Genomic DNA, 18,781 nt, shown 5'->3' on the forward strand with positions numbered 1-18,781 from the left:
GCAGAACAAAACTCAAACAAGGTTGGCACCTATCGGAGGCCCAAATGATTCAGGTTCTGTCCAGCGCATGGGCATTGTTGCTCGGCATGGGGTTGCTGATGGTCGGAAACGGCCTTCAGGGCACGATCCTGGGTGTTCGTGGACAGCTTGAGGGATTTTCGACCCTTGAGATGTCTTTTGTAATGTCAGCTTATTTCGTTGGTTTTCTGGGCGGTTCACGGCTTGCGCCCGAGATGATCCGGCGTGTTGGCCATGTGCGGGTCTTTGCGGCACTGGCGTCTTTCATTTCGGCCGTGATGATCATGTATCCGATGCTGGCAGACCCGATTGCCTGGGTTCTGGGGCGCGTGGTGATCGGGTTCTGTTTCTCGGGTGTTTACGTCACTGCGGAAAGCTGGCTCAACAACGCAGCAAATAACGAAAATCGCGGGCAGGCCCTGTCGCTTTACATGATCGTTCAGATGTTGGGTATCATCGGCGCGCAGGGCCTTTTCCTGTTGGGCGACCCGGCCGGGTACGAAACATTCGTGATCGCCTCGATCCTTGTTTCGGTTTCTTTCGCACCGATTTTGCTGTCGATCTCACCAACTCCGGCGTTCGATACCACCAAGCCGATGACGCTGCGGGAGTTGATGAAAAGCTCTCCGCTGGGGTGTGTCGGCATGTTCCTGCTGGGGGGCGTGTTCTCGGCGCAGTTTGGGATGTCGGCGGTTTATGGGGCTCAGGCCGGATTGTCCTTGGTTGAAATCTCGGCATTTGTGGCGGCGTTCTATGTTGGGGCAATTGTCCTGCAATACCCGCTGGGCTGGTTTTCCGACCGGATGGACAGGCGTTTCCTGATCCTGTTGGTTGCGGCAACCGGGGCTGTTGGCGCCGTCAGTGGTATGCTTTATGGCTTTTCCTTCGAAATCCTTCTGGCGTCTGCTTTTGTGATCGGCGGAATGACCAACCCTTTGTATTCATTGCTGATTGCGCACACCAACGATTTTCTGGAATACGAAGATATGGCCGCGGCATCCGGCGGCCTGATCTTTATCAACGGCCTTGGGGCAATTACCGGACCTGTTATCACAGGTTGGCTGATGGGGGATGCAGTGTTTGGCCCGCCGAGCTTTTTCCTGATCATCGCCGTGTTGCTTGTCGCGTTGGCCGCCTATTCGGTCTACCGGATGACCCAGCGTGCAGCCATTCCTGTTGATGAAACCAGCACCATGTCGACGCTTTATCCAACCGCATCGCCCGTTGCATTCGAGGTTGCACAGGAAGTTGCGATAGAGGCGGCAGAAGCCGAGTTCGAAGAGGGTTCGCGCGAAACCGCTTGAGACACGGAATTATGTCGTTTGTGTTGCAATATGTTACTGTAACAGTTCTGTAAAAGGGACTTAAATGACGTTACGTCTGGGGCGCGGGCAATTGACGGAGTTTAAGGCAATGGTAACGCCTGAAGAAGTATTGAGTTTTTGGTTAGATGAAGTTGGCCCTAAGGGTTGGTATCTTGAGGATGAGGCGCTGGATGCAGACATTCGGGCGCGGTTTCAGCCAACTTGGGAAGCGGCGGCAGCGGGCCGGTTTTCGCTCTGGTTGACTTACCCCAGCGGGGCGCTGGCCTATATCATCCTGACAGATCAGTTCCCACGTAACATGTTCCGGGGGGAGGCGCGTGCCTTCTCGACTGATCGTGCGGCATTGGCGGCAGCAAAATGCGCAGTCGACAAAGGCTGGGACAAGAAGATCGACGAGCCGGCCAGACAGTTCTTTTACCTGCCCATGATGCACTCGGAAAACCTGTGCGATCAGGAACGCTGTGTGCGTCTGATCTGCCAAAACATGAGCAGCGACGCAAGCAACCTGCTGCACGCCAGAGCGCATCGCGAGGTGATCCGCAAGTTTGGTCGTTTCCCGTATCGGAACGCAGCGTTGTCCCGCAGCTCGACCCCGCATGAAACTGCCTATGTCGATATGGGCGGGTACGGCACGACCGTGCGCGAACTACAGGCAACGGGCTAATCGCTTAACCGCAACCGCGCTTTGGCCGCGGCTGCGCTTTATGACTCAGGCGTGCATCCCCTTAATGCCAGAACGCGTTCCGCTGCGATATCGGCACCGGTTTGGATCGCCTGCGCAATCAGCACTTCTGGCGTGTCAGCAAGTTCCGAAATCCGCTCCTGAACCGTTTGCAGCTTCTGTTCTGCTGCATTCAGGCGGCCCAGCGTTGCCCGGAGGTTTTGCGCGGCTTGGCTGTCTGCCAACGTGTCTTGCTGTGAAATCGCCGTCAAATCAGTCCGCAGCGCCGCAAGCTCGTCCCGAATGCCCTTCACCTCATCCCGGATGGGGGTCACGGCCTGAACCGTTTGCGAGACTTCAGCAGTGATGCTTTCGGCTTTCGACGCCAGTTTCCAGCCCAGAAACAGGCACAGCGCAACAAGTATCAATGTGGCGTTGAGCAGGGCAAGCAGCAGATCTTTCAGAGTTTTGGCCATGGTCAGCCCCTTGAATGGGTTGAGAAAAGAATAGGTCCGACCGGTGTCGGCGTTTCTTTTCTAGCCATTGCATGGCCCGGGGTATAGGCTGAAATCCGCAAGTTCAGGCATCGCTTACCCTGCGTCCTATTTGTCGCGGGACGGGTATATTGATGCGTTCCGAATAATAGTTTAATGGTAAACTAAATTTTCAACTCCTGCGCCGAGAGGAACACATGGCTGCACAATCCTATGATCTGATCGTAATCGGGGCTGGCCCCGGCGGCTATGTCGCTGCAATCCGCGCAGCCCAGCTGGGCTTGAAAACCGCGGTTGTCGAGCGCGAGCATTTGGGGGGGATCTGCCTGAACTGGGGCTGTATTCCCACCAAGGCGCTGTTGCGGTCGTCCGAAGTGTTCCATCTGATGGAGCGCGCCAAGGATTTCGGTCTGAAAGCCGAAAAGATCGGATATGACCTGGACGCGGTGGTCAAACGATCCCGTGGCGTAGCTGCGCAGCTGTCAGGTGGCATCGGCCATCTGCTGAAGAAGAACAAGGTTGCCGTTGTGATGGGTCAGGCCACGATCCCCGCAAAGGGCAGGGTCAGCGTCAAGACCGACAAAGGCACCGAGGAACTGACCGCCAAGAACATCATTCTCGCAACCGGGGCACGGGCGCGGGAACTGCCGGGCCTTGAAGCTGATGGCGATCTGGTCTGGACCTACAAGCACGCGCTGCAACCGCCGCGGATGCCGAAAAAACTGCTCGTCATCGGGTCTGGTGCGATCGGCATCGAATTCGCCAGTTTCTACAATACGCTGGGCGCAGACACCACGGTTGTCGAGGTGATGGACCGGGTGTTGCCGGTAGAAGATGCCGAGATCAGCGCATTGGCCAAGAAGGCGTTCACCAAACAGGGCATGACCATCATGGAAAAGGCCATGGTCAAGCAGTTGGATCGTGGCAAGGGGAAAGTGACCGCGCATATCGAGGTTAAAGGCAAGGTTGAAAAACACGAGTTCGACACAGTGATCTCGGCCGTCGGGATCGTTGGCAATGTCGAAAACCTCGGTCTGGAAGCTCTGGGCGTCAAGATCGACCGGACACATGTGGTCACGGACGCGTATTGCCGCACCGGGGTTGAGGGCCTTTATGCGATCGGTGACATCGCGGGCGCGCCCTGGCTTGCGCACAAAGCAAGCCACGAGGGTGTTATGGTCGCGGACCTCATCGCCGGTCAACATGCGCATCCGGTCAAACCCGAAAGCATCGCAGGGTGCACCTATTGCCAGCCTCAGGTTGCCTCGGTTGGATATACCGAAGCAAAAGCCAAGGAACTGGGTTACGACATCAAAGTCGGCCGCTTCCCCTTTATCGGCAATGGCAAGGCCATCGCTTTGGGTGAACCGGACGGGCTGATCAAAACCGTATTCGATGCAAAAACAGGCGAGTTGCTGGGCGCCCACATGATCGGTGCCGAAGTCACCGAACTGATTCAGGGATACGTGGTTGGTCGCCAGTTGGAGACAACGGAAGAAGACCTGATGAACACCGTCTTCCCGCACCCGACACTGTCAGAGATGATGCACGAAAGCGTGCTGGATGCCTATGGCCGCGTGATCCATATGTAAGATCGGCGTATTTGCCCCGACCGGGTGGGGGCTCTGCCCCCGCCGCGCGTGCCGCGCGCCTCCCCCGGGATATTTTGGGCCAGATGAAGCAGGGATCCTTTATTCATCTGGCTGCAAATATCCCGGAGCGCGAGGCAGAGCCTCGCAAAAAACCTATGTGTTCAAAGCATCCAGAATGCGCGCCCATGACCGGATGCCCTTGTGGAAGCTTTTCACGTCATATTTCTCGTTCGGCGAATGGATGGCATCATCTTCGTTTGCATATCCAACCAGCATCGAGTCGAGCCCCAGAACGGTGTTGAAATAGCCGACAACAGGGATTGATCCCCCCATGCCGGTGAACACTGCCTCGCGGTCCCATTCATCCGACAGCGCGCCGCGCGCGGCTTCGAATTCGGAGCGGGTGATATTCATGACCGAAGCGGGAGAGCCTTCCATGTCGTTGTCCCAGACCACTTTGGCGTCAGGGGAGAGCCGATCCTCGACATGTTTGCGGATTTTGGCGCGCAGCGCGTCCGGGTCCATGTCACCAACAAGGCGGCAGGTAATTTTGCAATGGGCCTTGGACGGAATAACGGTTTTGGAGCCCGCACCGTTATAACCGCCCCACAGACCGTTCACTTCGAGCGTTGGTCGTGCCCATTGTTGCTCCAAGGTGGAGTACCCCTTTTCGCCATGCGGTTGGGTGTAGCCGACCGAATTCAGATAATCCGCTTCGTCGAAGCCGCAATTCTGCCATTGGCGCAACTGGTCTTCGGGTACTTCATGCACACCTTCGTAGAACCCGTCGACCGCGACCCGCCCGGTTTCGTCGTCATAAAAAGAGGTCACGATTTTTGACAGTTCGCGCAGCGGGTTCAGGCCCGGGCCGCCATAGTGGCCGGAATGCAGGTCGATGCGCGGTCCCACGATGGTAAATTCGTCCTTCAGCATGCCCCTCAACTGCGCCGCAATCGACGGAACGCCGCGTGACACCATGGATGTATCGCAGACCAGCGCCAGATCCGCTTTGAGTTCTGCGGCATTTTCCTTGAGGAAGGGAACCAGTGAGGGCGAGCCTGACTCTTCTTCGCCCTCGAAAAAGAAAGTTATGCGGCACGGCAAGGATCCGTGCACGGCCTTCCAGGCGCGGCAGGCTTCGACAAAAGTCATCAACTGACCCTTGTCGTCTGATGCTCCGCGTCCGCGGATGACCGGACCGGTTTCGGTGTCCTCAATGGCGGGATCGAACGGATCCCGGTTCCACAGGTTCAGCGGATCGACCGGCTGCACATCGTAGTGGCCGTAAAACAGGAAATGCGGCGCAGTCGCGTCCTCACCCACGTGACCGACAACCATTGGGTGGCCAGGTGTTTCCCGTTTCTCAGCCGCAATTCCGATACTGTTCAGATCGGCAACCAGCCAGTCCGCGGCGCGGCTGACCTCGGCCTTGTATGCGGGGTCGGTCGAGATCGACGGGATGCGCAGCAGTTCCATCAGGCGGTCGATCGAGGTTTGCAGATCTTCGTCAATCCGGTTCAGCACGGCGTCTAGCGACATGGGGGGCTCCTGCCTGTTTTTTGTTCCTGCGAACCCTAGCAGCGTTGTCGGCGCCGTCCAGAGGTGTTGACACGGATTGCGGCCCGGCAGTGTAAGCTTGGGTAGGGCGGCGAGCCCTGCGTCGTTTCCACGCGTCCGATGGCCGTAACTTTACTTGTCGGACGGGGTGCAAACTTATATTTGATGCAAATCAAAGTTGGGTTCACCTTTTCGGCTGTAACCAGCTGAATAAGGGAACACAAAGCCACCGAAACAGGGTAAGCTGTGGGAGGTGGCGAAAATATCGCCCAGTGGGAAACCGGATACGGGCGTTCAAGGAGGGTCCTTTGGACTATACTGCTCAGCTCGATTCAGCGATTGCCAGGCTGCATGATGAAGGTCGTTACCGGACCTTTATCGATATCGAACGTCGCAATGGACATTTCCCCCATGCGGTGCGCACGCGTCCGGACGGGTCACAGCAGAATATCACCGTATGGTGCGGCAACGATTATCTGGGCATGGGGCAAAACCCGGTCGTTCTGAATGCAATGCACGAAGCTGTTGATGCAGCCGGTGCAGGTTCGGGCGGTACACGCAATATCTCGGGCACCACAGTTTATCACAAAAGGCTTGAGGCTGAACTGGCCGATCTGCACGGCAAGGAAGCCGCGCTGCTTTTTACCAGCGCCTATATCGCCAATGACGCAACGCTCAGCACGCTGCCCAAACTGTTCCCTGGCCTGATCATCTATTCTGACGCGCTGAACCATGCCTCGATGATCGAAGGCGTACGCCGGAATGGCGGGGCTAAGCGCATCTTCCGGCACAATGACGTGGCGCATCTGCGCGAATTGCTTGAGGCGGATGACCCCGCCGCGCCCAAACTGATCGTATTCGAGTCGGTTTATTCAATGGACGGCGATTTTGGTCCAATCGAAGAAATCTGTGATCTGGCAGATGAATTCGGCGCACTGACCTATATCGACGAAGTTCATGCGGTAGGCATGTATGGCCCCCGCGGGGGCGGTGTGACCGAGCGCGATAACCTTGCCCACCGAATCGACATCATCAACGGCACGCTGGCAAAGGCCTATGGCGTGATGGGCGGCTATATCGCGGCCAGCGCTAAGATGTGCGACGCCGTGCGGTCATACGCACCGGGCTTTATCTTTACCACGTCCCTGCCACCTGCGGTTGCGGCCGGGGCTGCCGCATCTGTTGCCTACCTGAAAACTGCACCTGAACTGCGCGAGCAGCATCAGACGCAGGCCAAAATCCTCAAGCTGCGGTTGAAGGGGATGGGACTGCCGCTGATCGACCACGGAAGCCATATCGTGCCCGTGATCGTCGGAAACCCGGTCCATACCAAGAAGCTCAGCGATATGCTGTTGGATGATTACGGCATTTATGTGCAACCGATCAATTTCCCGACCGTTCCGCGCGGAACCGAGCGTCTGCGCTTTACCCCTTCTCCGGTGCATGGACCTGACGAAATGAACCGTCTGGTACAGGCGATGGACGAACTTTGGTCACATTGTGCGCTAAATCGCGCCGAACTTGCCGGTTAACCTCACGCCAAAGTGTGCAACGTATTTGCCGCGTGTTAAGCTTACGCTAACAAAATTGGCAGACGAATCGTTTTGGGGATGATTCGCCGCTAACGCGAAACACGCGACAGGCAGAATGGGGCAGCAGGAATGATTGGGCGCAGATCACAGCGCGAATCTGATGAGGACGTAGATGTCAGACCCAAAGGGTTTGATGACTACGAGGTACGCCTTGGTGACAAGATGCGCGGCGAACGCGCAACCATGGGCAAATCTCTGTTGGATGTTCAGCGCGAGTTGAGGATCAAAGCCAACTACATTGCTGCCATCGAAAACGCGGATCCCGACGCCTTTGACACGCCCGGCTTTATCGCCGGGTATGTGCGTTCTTATGCGCGTTATCTGGGTATGAACCCGGATGAAACATTCTCGACTTTCTGCGCGGAAAGCGGTTTTTCGGTCGCGCATGGCATGTCGGCCGAGGCTTCGGTGGTGCGAAAGCCGACCGGCGCGCTTCCGGCGCGTGGGCCAATGGGACGCGATCCCTTCATCTCGCCCAATACGCCGTACATTCCGGGCAAGGAACCTCTGGTCAGTCAGATTGAACCGCGCGCCATCGGCTCGTCGCTGGTGCTGTTGGCGGTAATTGGCGGCATCGGCTATGGCGGGTGGGCCGTTCTGAACAAGATCCAGCAGGTGCAGGTCAGCCCGGTTGAACAAGCGCCTATGGTGCTGTCCGACCTTGATCCGCTGGATGCCGTGCGCGGCGGCGTTGTCGATGATGTGGTTGCTGCGGCGAATACCGAGGCACTGGACCGTCTCTATCGTCCGCAGGCGTTGGATGTTCCAGTTCTGGTCGCTCGGGATGCGCCGATTTCGACCCTTGATCCGCGCGATGTCGGAACCTTCCGCCCGCCAAGCCTGCCGCAGTTCGAAGTTGCCGAAGTGCACACGGTTGAACGACCAGCTTTGCCTCAGGTTGTGGAACAGGTTGATACCACGCTGAAAATCGTTGCTGTCGATCCTTCTTGGATGCGGGTAACGGCGGCAGATGGCAGTGTCATTTTCGAAGGGACGCTTGGGACGGTCGAGCAAGGCAGTGTCTTTGAGGTTCCGCTGACAGAAGAACCGCCGCTGTTGCGGGCAGGGGCGTCGGGATCGGTTTATTTCTCGATGAACGGCGAGCACTATGGCCCGGCAGGGGCACCCGGCACGGTTGCCAAAGGGGTGATCCTTTCGAAAGACGCAGTTTCGGAAGTTTATGCCGTTGCTGATCTTGAAGCGGATCAGAACAGCGCGCTCAAGCAGCTGGTGGCTGAACTGCAAACCGCGGCGACAGAAGTGCCCGCCGAGTGATCTTGCCATTGCGGTAACCCCTTTGCCGGACTATCTACTGTCGCAACTCAGGCAGACGCGGATCCGTCCTTATGTCCCTTAATCACGTGCGCCCTTGGCGCGACATTTATCGTCGTAAATCCCGTCAAATCATGGTCGGCAACGTCCCTGTCGGGGGCGATGCCCCGATCGCCGTTCAGACCATGACCAACACCCTGACCACCGATGTGGCGGCAACAGTGGCGCAGGTTCAGGCCGCAGCCGAGGCTGGCGCGGATATCGTGCGCGTTTCAGTCCCCGATGAGGCGTCGGCTAAGGCATTGAAAGAGATCGTGCGCGAAAGCCCGGTGCCCATCGTTGCGGACATCCATTTTCATTATCGCCGTGGTATCGAGGCGGCCGAGGCAGGCGCTGCCTGTCTGCGCATCAATCCCGGCAACATCGGCGATGAACGCCGGGTGAAAGAAGTCATTCAGGCCGCGCGCGACCACAATTGCTCGATCCGGATAGGCGTGAATGCGGGCAGTCTGGAAAAGCACCTGCTTGAGAAATATGGCGAGCCGTGCCCCGAAGCGATGGTCGAAAGCGGGTTGGAACATATCCGCATCCTTCAGGACAATGATTTTCATGAGTTCAAAATCAGTGTGAAGGCCAGCGACGTTTTCCTGTCCGCCGCCGCATATCAGGGCATAGCCGAAGCCACTGATGCGCCCATCCATCTGGGTATCACCGAGGCGGGCGGACTGGTGTCCGGCACCATCAAATCTGCCATCGGGTTGGGCAACCTGCTGTGGATGGGGATCGGCGACACGATCCGCGTCAGCCTGTCTGCCGATCCGGTGGAAGAGGTGAAGGTTGGCTTTGAAATCCTCAAGTCCCTTGGTCTGCGCCACCGGGGCGTCAACATCATCTCATGCCCGTCCTGCGCACGGCAGGGGTTTGACGTCATCAAGACCGTCGAGGCGCTGGAACGCCGTCTGGAACACATCAAGACACCGATGAGCCTGTCGATCATCGGCTGCGTGGTCAACGGACCGGGCGAGGCGTTGATGACCGATGTCGGGTTTACCGGTGGCGGGGCAGGGTCCGGGATGGTCTATCTGGCAGGCAAGGCCAGCCACAAGATGTCCAACGATCAGATGATCGACCACATCGTGGAACAGGTCGAACAGAAAGCCGCGGAACTGGATGCGGCTGCGGAAGCCGCAGAGTAGTGTGGGGTTGGCTGTGTCGGTAAGGCAGGCATAGCGACCTTACTCATCCCTTGCCCTGATGCCTGAGCTGTTGCAAACTTGTTTCGTGACTGAACGATGCCTGTTTCGCCGCCGGTTCTGTCGGTAAACAGACCCGCGCGGACCCATGCTTTGGGAGGAGTGTGTCATGACATCCAAGACCGCGGGCCCTACGCCACCTGAGAATCTGACGCCACACCAGCAGGCCATGCCCAATGTCATTCGGGTTACTTCGGATGATATAAAGGCGTCGCTGAAAGCTGGGTTTTCCGATTTTCTGGCGCACCCCTTCATGAGCGGTTTCTTCGGGCTTTTCTATGCGGCTTTTGGAATCCTGATGGTTTGGAGCTTGGTCTGGCTTGGCAAGATCTGGATGATCATTCCAGCGATTGTCGGGTTTCCTCTGGTCGCGCCTTTCGCCGCTGCGGGACTTTATGAGATGTCCCGGCGGTTACAGAAGGGCGAGGAATTTGGCTGGTATGAAATCCTCACTGTCATGGCCGATCAACGCAAGCGCGAAATGGGCTGGATGGCCTTTGTCACACTGTTCATTTTCTGGGTTTGGGTTTACCAGGTCCGGCTTTGGCTTGCGATCATCCTGCAGAACTCATCCTTTTCGGATTTTGATGGATTCTTGAACATCATCTTGTTCACTCCGCAGGGGTGGACATTCCTTGCAATCGGCACCTGTGTCGGAGCGTTTCTGTCGGCTGTCCTGTTTTCGGTCACTGTCGTCGCCATGCCCATGCTTCTGGACCGGGAAACCAATTTCGTTTCAGCCATGTTGACGTCCTTACGCGTCGTCTCAGAAAGCCCTGTGGTCATGCTTGGCTGGGCAGCGATCATCTCGGTCACAATGTTATTGTCGATGGTTCCGGCGTTTATGGGCTTGATCTTCACCTTGCCGATCCTTGGCCATACAACGTGGCATCTTTATCAACGGGCCGTGGAACCGGCAGACGGCTGAGGTCAGCGATCAGTTTGTCTTTTTTGTCTGGGGGCAGCTGTGCCGCCCCCAATACCAATCAACCCTGTTCCGCGCGAACGCCATCTGCAATTTGCTGCATCTGATCGGCGGGCAGATAGCCGCGCAGCAACTCGGTTCCCAGCACGAATGAGGGCGTGCCCGAAATCTGCATCCGTTGCGCCAGGGCACGGGTGCGGCTGATCTCATCCGTGACGCTGTCGCTGTCCATCGCGGCGATGATCGCGTCGCTGTCCAGGCCCAGCCCGTCTGAGATGCGGCGCAGGGTAACTTCGGACGGTTCGCCGTTGAAGGCCATCAGGGCATCGTGAACCTGTTTATAGGCGTCACCACCAGCGACGTGTTTGGTGGCCACTGCAAAGCGCGAGGACAAAACAGATGCGTCGCCCAGAATTGGCAGCTCTTTGATCACAAACCGGATATTGCCGTCGCTGGCCAGCAGGTTTGCCACTTCGGGCACCGCACGGCGGCAATAGCCGCAGCGGTAGTCCATGAATTCAACCAGCGTGATATCGCCATCCGGGTTGCCGCCGACCCAGCTATAGCCATCGTCGAACAGTTCGGCCGCATTGGAGGCGACCAGTTCTTTGTCGGCGGCCGCTTCGGCCACTGCGTTTCGCTGTTCGAGTATATTGATTGCCTCGATAATGACTTCGGGGTTTTCCAGCAGGTATTCGCGTACCTGAGCGCCAAACTCTGCCTTTTCGGCATCATTCATCGCGTTCAGGTCCAGCGCCTGTGCCGAGGTCGCCGCCATGGAAAGCCCCAGAAGGGCAGGTGCAGCATGTCTGAGGATCATTTCCGTTTCCTTTTATCTTTCTTGAGTCGTTCTGAGGCAATCAGCACGTCTTGTGCCCTTTGCCAACCCGGAGAGCCTTCGGGCAATTGTCCTACAGCTCGTTTCGCGTGAATTCCGGCATCCTCCATCCGACCTTGCAGCGCATAGCGCTCTGCCGTCACGGTCGAAGCCATGCCGTTATTTCCGACCTGCGCATAAGCCACACCCAGGTCCTGCATCAGGCGCGCATTACGAAAATCGCGCGCGCGCGCCTGTTCCAGTGCGTTCAATGCCTGTTTCGTTTCCCCCTGTGCCAGCAGGGCACGCCCGTAGCTCGCAAGGATCAACGCATTGTTCGGGGCCAATTCAACAGCGCTAGCATAAGCTTTAACAGCTTCGCTTACACGTCTGTTTTCCAACAGTATTTGCCCCTTCAGATCGTAATAGAACGGGTCATCAGGACGCTCGGCGAGCGCTGCGTCAATTGCGGCACGGGCGCGGGACAGATCGCGGTTCTGATGATAGGCCGAAGCCTCTCGCATCAGGCGGATGTCTCGGTAGGATTCTTCGCCGGCGCGCCGCAAGGTCCAACTGGGCGACCGCAGAAAGGCCGACAGCTTGCCTTTAACCCGCGCAAACCAGTAATCCGCATTGGGGTTTGGAACGGCTCGGTCGCCAAACTCATCCAGGAAAGCCTCGGCGGCGCGCAGACGATCACGGCTTGTCGGGTGTGATCGCATATAGGGGTCCTGGTTGGCGACACTCAGCAGTTCCTGACCGGCGAACTTTCGGTGCAACTCCACCATCCCGCTGGGTGAGATTTCGGCCCATCGCAGGTAACTTGCGGCGCTGCGGTCGGCGGATGCCTCTTCCGCGCGGGTGTGACCCAGAAAACCGCGGATTGCCGCGCCTTGGGTGCCAGCAGCGATCCCGATGGCGGCCTCGCCCCCACCCGCCGCTGCAGCCAGCAGGGCCAAAGCCGTGCCGAGGCTGGCGTTGCGCTGCGCCGCTTTCAGGTTCTCAGCCCGTCGTGCCAGATGACCATTCGAGATATGTGCGGCCTCGTGGGCGATGACAGCCTGCAACATCTCGGGGCTTTCGACGGTCAGAATCAGCCCGTAGTTCACATAAATCGCGTTGTAGTCGATGACGAATGCATTGAACGTGTTGTCGTTTACGACCAGAATCTGAACCCGGTTCGTGTTCAGCCCCGCAGCCCGCAACACCGGAAAGGCCAGTTCACGCAGGCCATGTTCGATATCAGGGTCGCGGATCAGGCTTTGCGCGTGCGATTGCACCGCTGCCGCCAGCCAGACGACAACGGCAACCATCAAGGCCGGGATTGACGCCAACCGGGATACGCGCTCAAAAGCCATGACTGCAACATGGGAGATGGGCATGAGAAACTCAACCCGGTCCGGGGTCGATCCCTTCATCGTGATGGATGTGATGGAGGCGGCACGCAAGGCCGAAGAGGCAGGTCGCCACGTGATCCACATGGAAGTCGGCCAGCCCGGAACCGGCGCGCCAAAGGGTGCGACCGAAGCTTTGGCCGCGGCGATGGAGCAAGGCCCGCTGGGCTATACGGTTGCCCTGGGTCTGCCCGCCCTGAGGCAGCGGATCGTCCGGCTTTACGGCGATTGGTACAATGTCGACCTGAACCCCGAGCGGGTGGTGATCACACCTGGCTCGTCCGGCGGATTCCTGCTGACCTTTACCGCTTTGTTCGACAGTGGCGACCGTGTCGGTATCGGGGCGCCCGGCTATCCGTCCTATCGCCAGATCCTGAAGGCGCTGGGTCTGGTCCCGGTCGACCTGCCGACCGCGCCGGAAAACAGGTTGCAGCCTGTGGCGGCGGATATTCAGGGGTTGGATCTGAAGGGGCTGATGGTGGCCTCACCCGCAAATCCGACCGGTACGATGTTGGACCGGGCCGCCATGGGCGCCCTGATCGAGGCGGCGCACGGGCAGGGCGCGTCGTTCATCAGTGATGAGATTTACCACGGGCTGGAATACGAAGCCAAGGCCGTGACGGCGCTGGAACTGACAGATGAATGCTATGTGATCAACTCGTTCTCGAAGTACTTTTCGATGACAGGATGGCGCGTAGGTTGGATGGTGGTGCCCGAGGATCAGGTGCGCGTGGTCGAACGGATCGCTCAGAACATGTTCATCTGCGCCCCCCACGCCAGTCAGGTCGCAGCGCTGGCTGCTATGGATTGCGACGACGAATTGCAAACCAATCTGGACGTGTACCGCCGCAATCGCGCGCTGATGCTGGACGGTCTGCCCAAAGCCGGGTTTTCGAACATCGCGCCACCCGACGGGGCGTTTTATGTCTATGCCGATGTGTCTGATCTGACCGATGACAGCCGCGCATTTGCTGCCGAGATTCTGGAGCAGGCCGGTGTGGCCGTGACACCTGGGCTGGATTTTGACCCACAGCGCGGCCATACCACATTGCGATTTTCCTATGCGCGCGCGACGGATGACATTCAGGAAGGGCTTGAGCGTTTGCGCCTGTTTATGATCCGGCGCGGTGCTGTCACGGAACGGGCCTGAGCCGTTCACAAACCGCCCCTTGTGGTATAGGGTGACCGACAAACGATCTCGGGAAAACTTGAGGCCATGAGCAGGATCTTCTTTAGCATTGCGCTGTTCTGGGCGTTGGCTGGTGGTGCCATTGCGCAGGATTTCAGCGCGTTGGCGCGTGTCCAGCCTGAGCAGAGCCGTATTACGGATGTCGGGCGTACCGGTGTTCGGGTGGACATCGCCCTCAGTCAGGGCGTTCCCTACAGGATTTTCACCTTGCAGGATCCCTACCGTATGGTTCTGGACTTCAACGAAGTGGATTGGGCCGGGCTGACCCGCGAAGACTTCCTGCAATCCGATCGCATCAGCGGTGTGCAGTTTGGCGCATATGTTCCGGGTTGGTCACGTCTGGTGCTGGAACTGGGTGCGCCGATGGCAGTGACGAAAGCAGAATTGTCGGTGGCAGAGGATTCGGGGGCCGCATTGCTGTCGCTCGACCTCAAGGGGACGGATTTCGATGCTTTCAACGCCTCGGCGGGTGCGCCGCGAAACCCGGGCTGGGACCTGCCGGAACCGGCGGATGTGCCGCAAGCCGCGGTGCGCAGTGCCGACCGACCCTTGCGTGTCATGCTGGATCCGGGCCACGGAGGCATTGATCCGGGGGCCGAGACTGACGCGATTGATGAAAAAACCCTTATGCTGACTTTCGCGCGTGAGCTGCGCGAAATCCTTCTAAGATCAGGCGGGTACGAGGTGGTTCTGACACGGGTCGACGATCAGTTCGTCTCGCTGGAGCGCCGAATTGCGCTGGCGCACCGGGCCGGTGCGGACCTGTTCATTTCGCTGCACGCTGATTCCCTGTCCGAAGGGCGGGCGCATGGCGCGGTGGTGTATACCCTGTCCAACGATGCCTCGGATGTGGCCAGTGCGAAGCTGGCAGAACGGCATGACCGCGGGGATTTGATTTCCGGTATCGATCTGAACGGGGCAGATGATCAGATCACGGATGTTCTGCTGGACATGGCCCGTCAGGAAACGATGCCACGCACAAGCGCGCTGGCCAAAGCCATTGCAAACGGTCTGGCACAACAAGGCGGGCCGATGAACGGCAAACCCCTGCGTACCGCATCTTTTTCAGTACTCAAGGCGGCGGACATCCCGTCGGTTCTGGTCGAGCTTGGGTTTCTGTCCAGCCCCAGAGACCTCAAGAACCTCAAAGATCCTGATTGGCGGGCAAGAATGGCGCTGGGAATTCATCGGGGGCTTGAAGATTGGCGCCAGCAAGATGTGATCCGCAAATCCCTTATTGGCCAGTGACCTTGCGGCGCAAAACGGCTAGAATACGCTCGGTGTTTTGACCCTTGGGCGGCGCATCACTATATAGGCGGCACCGCGAGAAAAAGGCAGTAACGTGATCCGGTTCATTCTTTCGATTTTCGGGGCGATTTTCAGCCTCGTGACATTGGGTATTTTCATGGCCGCGCTGGTGATCGGTGCGGTGTTCTGGATGTATGGGCGCGATCTGCCCAGCCACGAGTCGCTGGCACAGTACAAACCACCCACAATCAGCCGGATCTATTCGGGTGAAGGCAAGCTGATTGATGAATTCGCGCAGGAACGCCGCCTGTTCACCCCGTCCGAGGAAATCCCGGATCTGGTGAAGCAGGCGTTTATTTCGGCGGAAGACAAGAATTTCTACAACCATCAGGGCTATGACCCGCGCGGCATCATTGCCGCCGGGGTCGAGGCGGTGCGGACCAAGGGCGAAACCGTACGCGGTGCGTCGACCATCACGCAGCAGGTCATGAAGAACTTTCTGCTGTCCGGTGACCGCCGGGCTGAGCGCAAGATCAAGGAAATCATTCTTGCGACCCGGCTTGAGGATACATTGGACAAGGAACAGATCCTCGAACTTTATATGAACGAGATCTTTCTGGGCCAGAACTCGTACGGTGTGACTGCCGCCGCGCAGACCTATTTCAACAAGACCCTCCAGGAACTGGCCCCGCATGAGGCCGCCATGCTGGCTGCCATGCCCAAAGCGCCGTCAGATTACCACCCGGTATCGGAAAAAGAACGTCTTCTGGCCCGGCGCAATTACGTGTTACGCGAGATGCAGCAAAACGGTTACATTGATCAGGCGACTTATGAGGCCGAGGTCGAGTTGCCTCTGCGCTCAGTCCAGAACGGAGATTTTGAAAGCTTCCGTACGGCCCTGCCGCCCCGCGACTATTTCACCGATGAAATCCGTCGCCAGCTGAGCGAAGATTTTGGTGAGGGCGAGTTCTTTACCGGCGGCTTCACCGTGCGTGCATCGGTGGATGAGGAAATGCAGGTTGAGGCCGCACGGGCCCTGCGCGAGGCGCTTGAGAAATACGACCGCTCCCGTGGCAAATGGCGCGGAACAGGTGACGTGATCCCGGAAGAAAAACTGGCGGATGAGGCGCAATGGCGCGAGGCGCTGGCGGCCATGGAAATTCCGCGCGACGTTATTCTGCCAACCCGTTGGTATCCCGCCGTGGTTCTGGGCGTGACCGACCAGCAACTGACCGTTGGTGTCGAAGAAGGTCCTGCCGATGGGACTATCCCGCGCGCGGACATCAAGTGGATGCAGGGTGATTTTGCGGCCAACTTCAAGCGCGGTGACGTCATTTTTGTCGTTGCGGGTGAAGATGGGCAGTGGTCGGCGCGCCAGGTGCCCGAGGTACAAGGCGGCTTTGTCGCGATGGATGTGAACTCGGGTCGTGTTCTGGCGATGCAGGGCGGGTTCTCGTATCAGGATACCGTGTTCAACCGGGCCACACAGGCACAGCGTCAGCCGGGATCGTCGTTCAAGCCGTTTGTCTATGCTGCTGCGCTGGATAGCGGATACAGCCCCGCGACCATCGTTGTCGATGCACCCATCGAAGTGAACACGCCGCAGGGTCTGTGGCGCCCCAAGAACTCCTCCAACAAGTTCTACGGTCCAACTCCTTTGCGTACTGGGATCGAACAGTCGCGGAACCTGATGACCATCCGTCTGGCGCAGGAAGTTACAATGCCCGTCGTTGCCGGCTATGCGGAACGGTTCGGTGTCTATGACCGGATGGGCGCGTTTCTGGCCAACTCGCTGGGGGCCGAGGAAACCACGCTTTACAAGATGGTCGCGGCCTATGCGATGTTTGCAAACGGCGGCCAACGTGTGGAACCCACTCTGGTCGACCGCATTCAGGACCGGTTCGGAAAAACCATCTATCGCCACGATGACCGTCAGTGTCTGGACTGTAACTCGACCTGGCTGGAACCAGATGAATCGCCCACCCTTGTCACGGATCGCGCACAGGTCATGGATGCGATCACCGCCTACCAGCTGACATCGATGATGAAAGGTGTGGTCGATCGCGGGACGGCATCCAGCGTTGTGAATCTGCCTGTGCCAACAGCGGGCAAAACCGGAACCACCAACGACTCGAAGGATGCGTGGTTCATCGGCTTTACGTCGAATATCGTGGCCGGTTGCTACATCGGTTATGATCGACCGCGTCCGATGGGACGTGGGGCCTATGGTGGCACGCTGTGCGGCCCGGTCTTCCAGAGCTTCATGGAAAAAGCGGTCGAGAAATACGGCGGCGGTCCGTTCGAAGTGCCCGAAGGCGGCCATTTCATCAAGATCGACCGCTTCAGCGGGGCCCGTCTGCCCGATGATGCCACCGGTGACTATGTCGTGGCCGAATTCTTCCGCGACGGTGTCGATGGTTTCATCGACCGTGTCTATGATGGTGGTTTTGCCATCGGATCGGACCTGCCATTGTTTGAAGAAGTCCAGCGCGCGGGGGTTCAGGTCCAGACGTCAACGGGCGAGACCGTGACCGTTGGACCGAAAGCTTCCCAAGGGGACCTGAGCACCGGTGGGCTTTACTGACCGGCCGCTTTCAGAAACAGGTTTAGTAGATCAGCTTCTGCGTCACCGCAGATCGGGTCGTCAGATCGCCAGTAGATGGACAATGCGCATTTCGCGGCAGCCCATTGAGCCAGCCGTATTCGTGGAACACTCATTGCTTTGGAATACTCCGACAGACAGGTTTCGATTTGCAGGGGTTGGCGCACAAGATCCGGCATTCCCTTAGGGTGTCGCAACGCGTTGGCCAGTTCAAAAGCGGGATCGCCTAGATAACCTTTTGCATCGATGATCCGGGGTCCTGATAGTGTCATAATGACATTGTCTGGGTGAAAATCCCCGTGAAGAGGTACGGGTGAAGGTTGGCTGTCTAACAGGTCTTCACTTAGTGCAATCGCCGACTTCACCGCGTTACGCAGTTGGGCGGGGCACTCGGCCGCAAAGGTGCATTCAGCCAAAGGGGCGAACACCTGTTGCAAGGGTTTCATTCCAGTGGCGCTGACCGGGTCCCCTGCGTGCAAACACGCTGCTGTTTCCGCAAGTGTCTTGACGGCGTCTTCGGGCCTGCCCGCGCGGGCGATATCTCCCAGAAATGGTCCATCCAACCACTCCATCAGTACGGCGCTCCGTGCCTCTTCCAGAATCCGAACAGCGCCCCTGTCGCGCCACCCGACCAACAAGTTTGTGCCCGGTTTTTCGTTCCCGCGATCTTGCCTGCGATAAAGCTTCAAGGCAGCCGGGCCGCAATTGGATTGTACTTTCCACACTCTTGCATGACCGGTGTCCGCAACCAGTTCAGGAAAGTGCAAATCCCATCTGCCCAGAAACTCTTCGACTGTGTTTTGCATTCAGGTCCAGCCTGTCTTGTGGTGTCTCGCACCTCT

15 protein-coding genes are annotated in these 18,781 nt (G+C 58.1%); 10 read left to right on the forward strand and 5 right to left on the reverse strand.

Annotated elements, in window-relative coordinates:
* Positions 1-44 precede the first annotated feature (44 nt).
* Both AC2FPW_RS14400 and AC2FPW_RS14405 read left to right on the forward strand, forming a co-directional pair.
* Positions 45-1,322: an MFS transporter gene (locus tag AC2FPW_RS14400; RefSeq protein WP_496814244.1), complete on the forward strand. Its 1,278-nt coding sequence runs from the start codon at positions 45-47 to the stop codon at positions 1,320-1,322.
* A 109-nt stretch (positions 1,323-1,431) separates the two neighbouring features.
* On the forward strand, positions 1,432-2,007 hold the full coding sequence (locus AC2FPW_RS14405; RefSeq protein WP_267364025.1) for a DUF924 family protein: 576 nt from the start codon (positions 1,432-1,434) through the stop codon (positions 2,005-2,007).
* Between the two features lie 38 nt (positions 2,008-2,045).
* Here the strand turns inward: AC2FPW_RS14405 and AC2FPW_RS14410 are convergent, their stop codons facing one another.
* Positions 2,046-2,480: a hypothetical protein gene (locus AC2FPW_RS14410; RefSeq protein WP_496814246.1), complete on the reverse strand. Its 435-nt coding sequence runs from the start codon at positions 2,478-2,480 to the stop codon at positions 2,046-2,048.
* A 215-nt stretch (positions 2,481-2,695) separates the two neighbouring features.
* Between AC2FPW_RS14410 and lpdA the strand changes: the two genes are divergently transcribed.
* Complete coding sequence (gene lpdA / locus AC2FPW_RS14415; RefSeq protein ID WP_267364003.1) at positions 2,696-4,090, forward strand: dihydrolipoyl dehydrogenase; 1,395 nt, start codon at positions 2,696-2,698, stop codon at positions 4,088-4,090.
* Between the two features lie 153 nt (positions 4,091-4,243).
* On the opposite strand, the gene AC2FPW_RS14420 is transcribed toward lpdA, so the two are convergent.
* Positions 4,244-5,629: a M20/M25/M40 family metallo-hydrolase gene (locus AC2FPW_RS14420; protein ID WP_267364004.1), complete on the reverse strand. Its 1,386-nt coding sequence runs from the start codon at positions 5,627-5,629 to the stop codon at positions 4,244-4,246.
* A gap of 326 nt (positions 5,630-5,955) precedes the next feature.
* Between AC2FPW_RS14420 and hemA the strand changes: the two genes are divergently transcribed.
* From hemA to AC2FPW_RS14440, 4 genes are all read left to right on the forward strand, one after another.
* Positions 5,956-7,179 carry a 5-aminolevulinate synthase gene (gene hemA, locus AC2FPW_RS14425; RefSeq protein ID WP_267364005.1) on the forward strand — a complete coding sequence of 408 codons (1,224 nt, stop codon included), beginning with the start codon at positions 5,956-5,958 and terminating at the stop codon, positions 7,177-7,179.
* Between the two features lie 129 nt (positions 7,180-7,308).
* A complete protein-coding gene (locus AC2FPW_RS14430) occupies positions 7,309-8,514 on the forward strand; it encodes a helix-turn-helix domain-containing protein (RefSeq protein ID WP_496814248.1) in 1,206 nt (401 codons plus the stop codon).
* 71 nt (positions 8,515-8,585) lie between these two features.
* Positions 8,586-9,707, forward strand: coding sequence for a flavodoxin-dependent (E)-4-hydroxy-3-methylbut-2-enyl-diphosphate synthase (gene ispG / locus AC2FPW_RS14435; RefSeq protein WP_480558137.1), 1,122 nt, complete (start codon positions 8,586-8,588; stop codon positions 9,705-9,707).
* A gap of 166 nt (positions 9,708-9,873) precedes the next feature.
* Positions 9,874-10,692 (forward strand): DUF2189 domain-containing protein, encoded by an 819-nt coding sequence (locus AC2FPW_RS14440; protein ID WP_267364008.1) that lies wholly within the window; start codon positions 9,874-9,876, stop codon positions 10,690-10,692.
* Positions 10,693-10,750: 58 nt separating this feature from the next.
* Here AC2FPW_RS14440 and AC2FPW_RS14445 read toward each other — a convergent pair whose 3' ends face one another.
* Complete coding sequence (locus AC2FPW_RS14445; protein ID WP_267364009.1) at positions 10,751-11,509, reverse strand: DsbA family protein; 759 nt, start codon at positions 11,507-11,509, stop codon at positions 10,751-10,753.
* Positions 11,506-12,888 (reverse strand): M48 family metalloprotease, encoded by a 1,383-nt coding sequence (locus AC2FPW_RS14450; protein WP_496814250.1) that lies wholly within the window; start codon positions 12,886-12,888, stop codon positions 11,506-11,508. Before AC2FPW_RS14450 ends, AC2FPW_RS14445 begins: the two co-directional genes overlap by 4 nt.
* On the opposite strand from AC2FPW_RS14450, the gene AC2FPW_RS14455 reads away from it, so the two are divergent.
* From AC2FPW_RS14455 to AC2FPW_RS14465, 3 genes are all read left to right on the forward strand, one after another.
* Positions 12,887-14,050 (forward strand): pyridoxal phosphate-dependent aminotransferase, encoded by a 1,164-nt coding sequence (locus AC2FPW_RS14455; protein WP_496814252.1) that lies wholly within the window; start codon positions 12,887-12,889, stop codon positions 14,048-14,050. The two genes, AC2FPW_RS14450 and AC2FPW_RS14455, sit on opposite strands and share 2 nt — an antisense overlap.
* Before the next feature lie 66 nt (positions 14,051-14,116).
* On the forward strand, positions 14,117-15,337 hold the full coding sequence (locus AC2FPW_RS14460) for an N-acetylmuramoyl-L-alanine amidase (protein ID WP_496814254.1): 1,221 nt from the start codon (positions 14,117-14,119) through the stop codon (positions 15,335-15,337).
* 94 nt (positions 15,338-15,431) lie between these two features.
* Positions 15,432-17,921, forward strand: coding sequence for a penicillin-binding protein 1A (locus AC2FPW_RS14465; protein WP_496814255.1), 2,490 nt, complete (start codon positions 15,432-15,434; stop codon positions 17,919-17,921).
* Here AC2FPW_RS14465 and AC2FPW_RS14470 read toward each other — a convergent pair.
* Entirely contained in the window at positions 17,915-18,745 is an 831-nt protein-coding gene (locus AC2FPW_RS14470; protein WP_496814256.1) for an aminoglycoside phosphotransferase family protein, read from the reverse strand. The two genes, AC2FPW_RS14465 and AC2FPW_RS14470, sit on opposite strands and share 7 nt — an antisense overlap.
* Positions 18,746-18,781 lie beyond the last annotated feature (36 nt).

The organism is Ruegeria sp. SATB027, assembly GCF_059613825.1.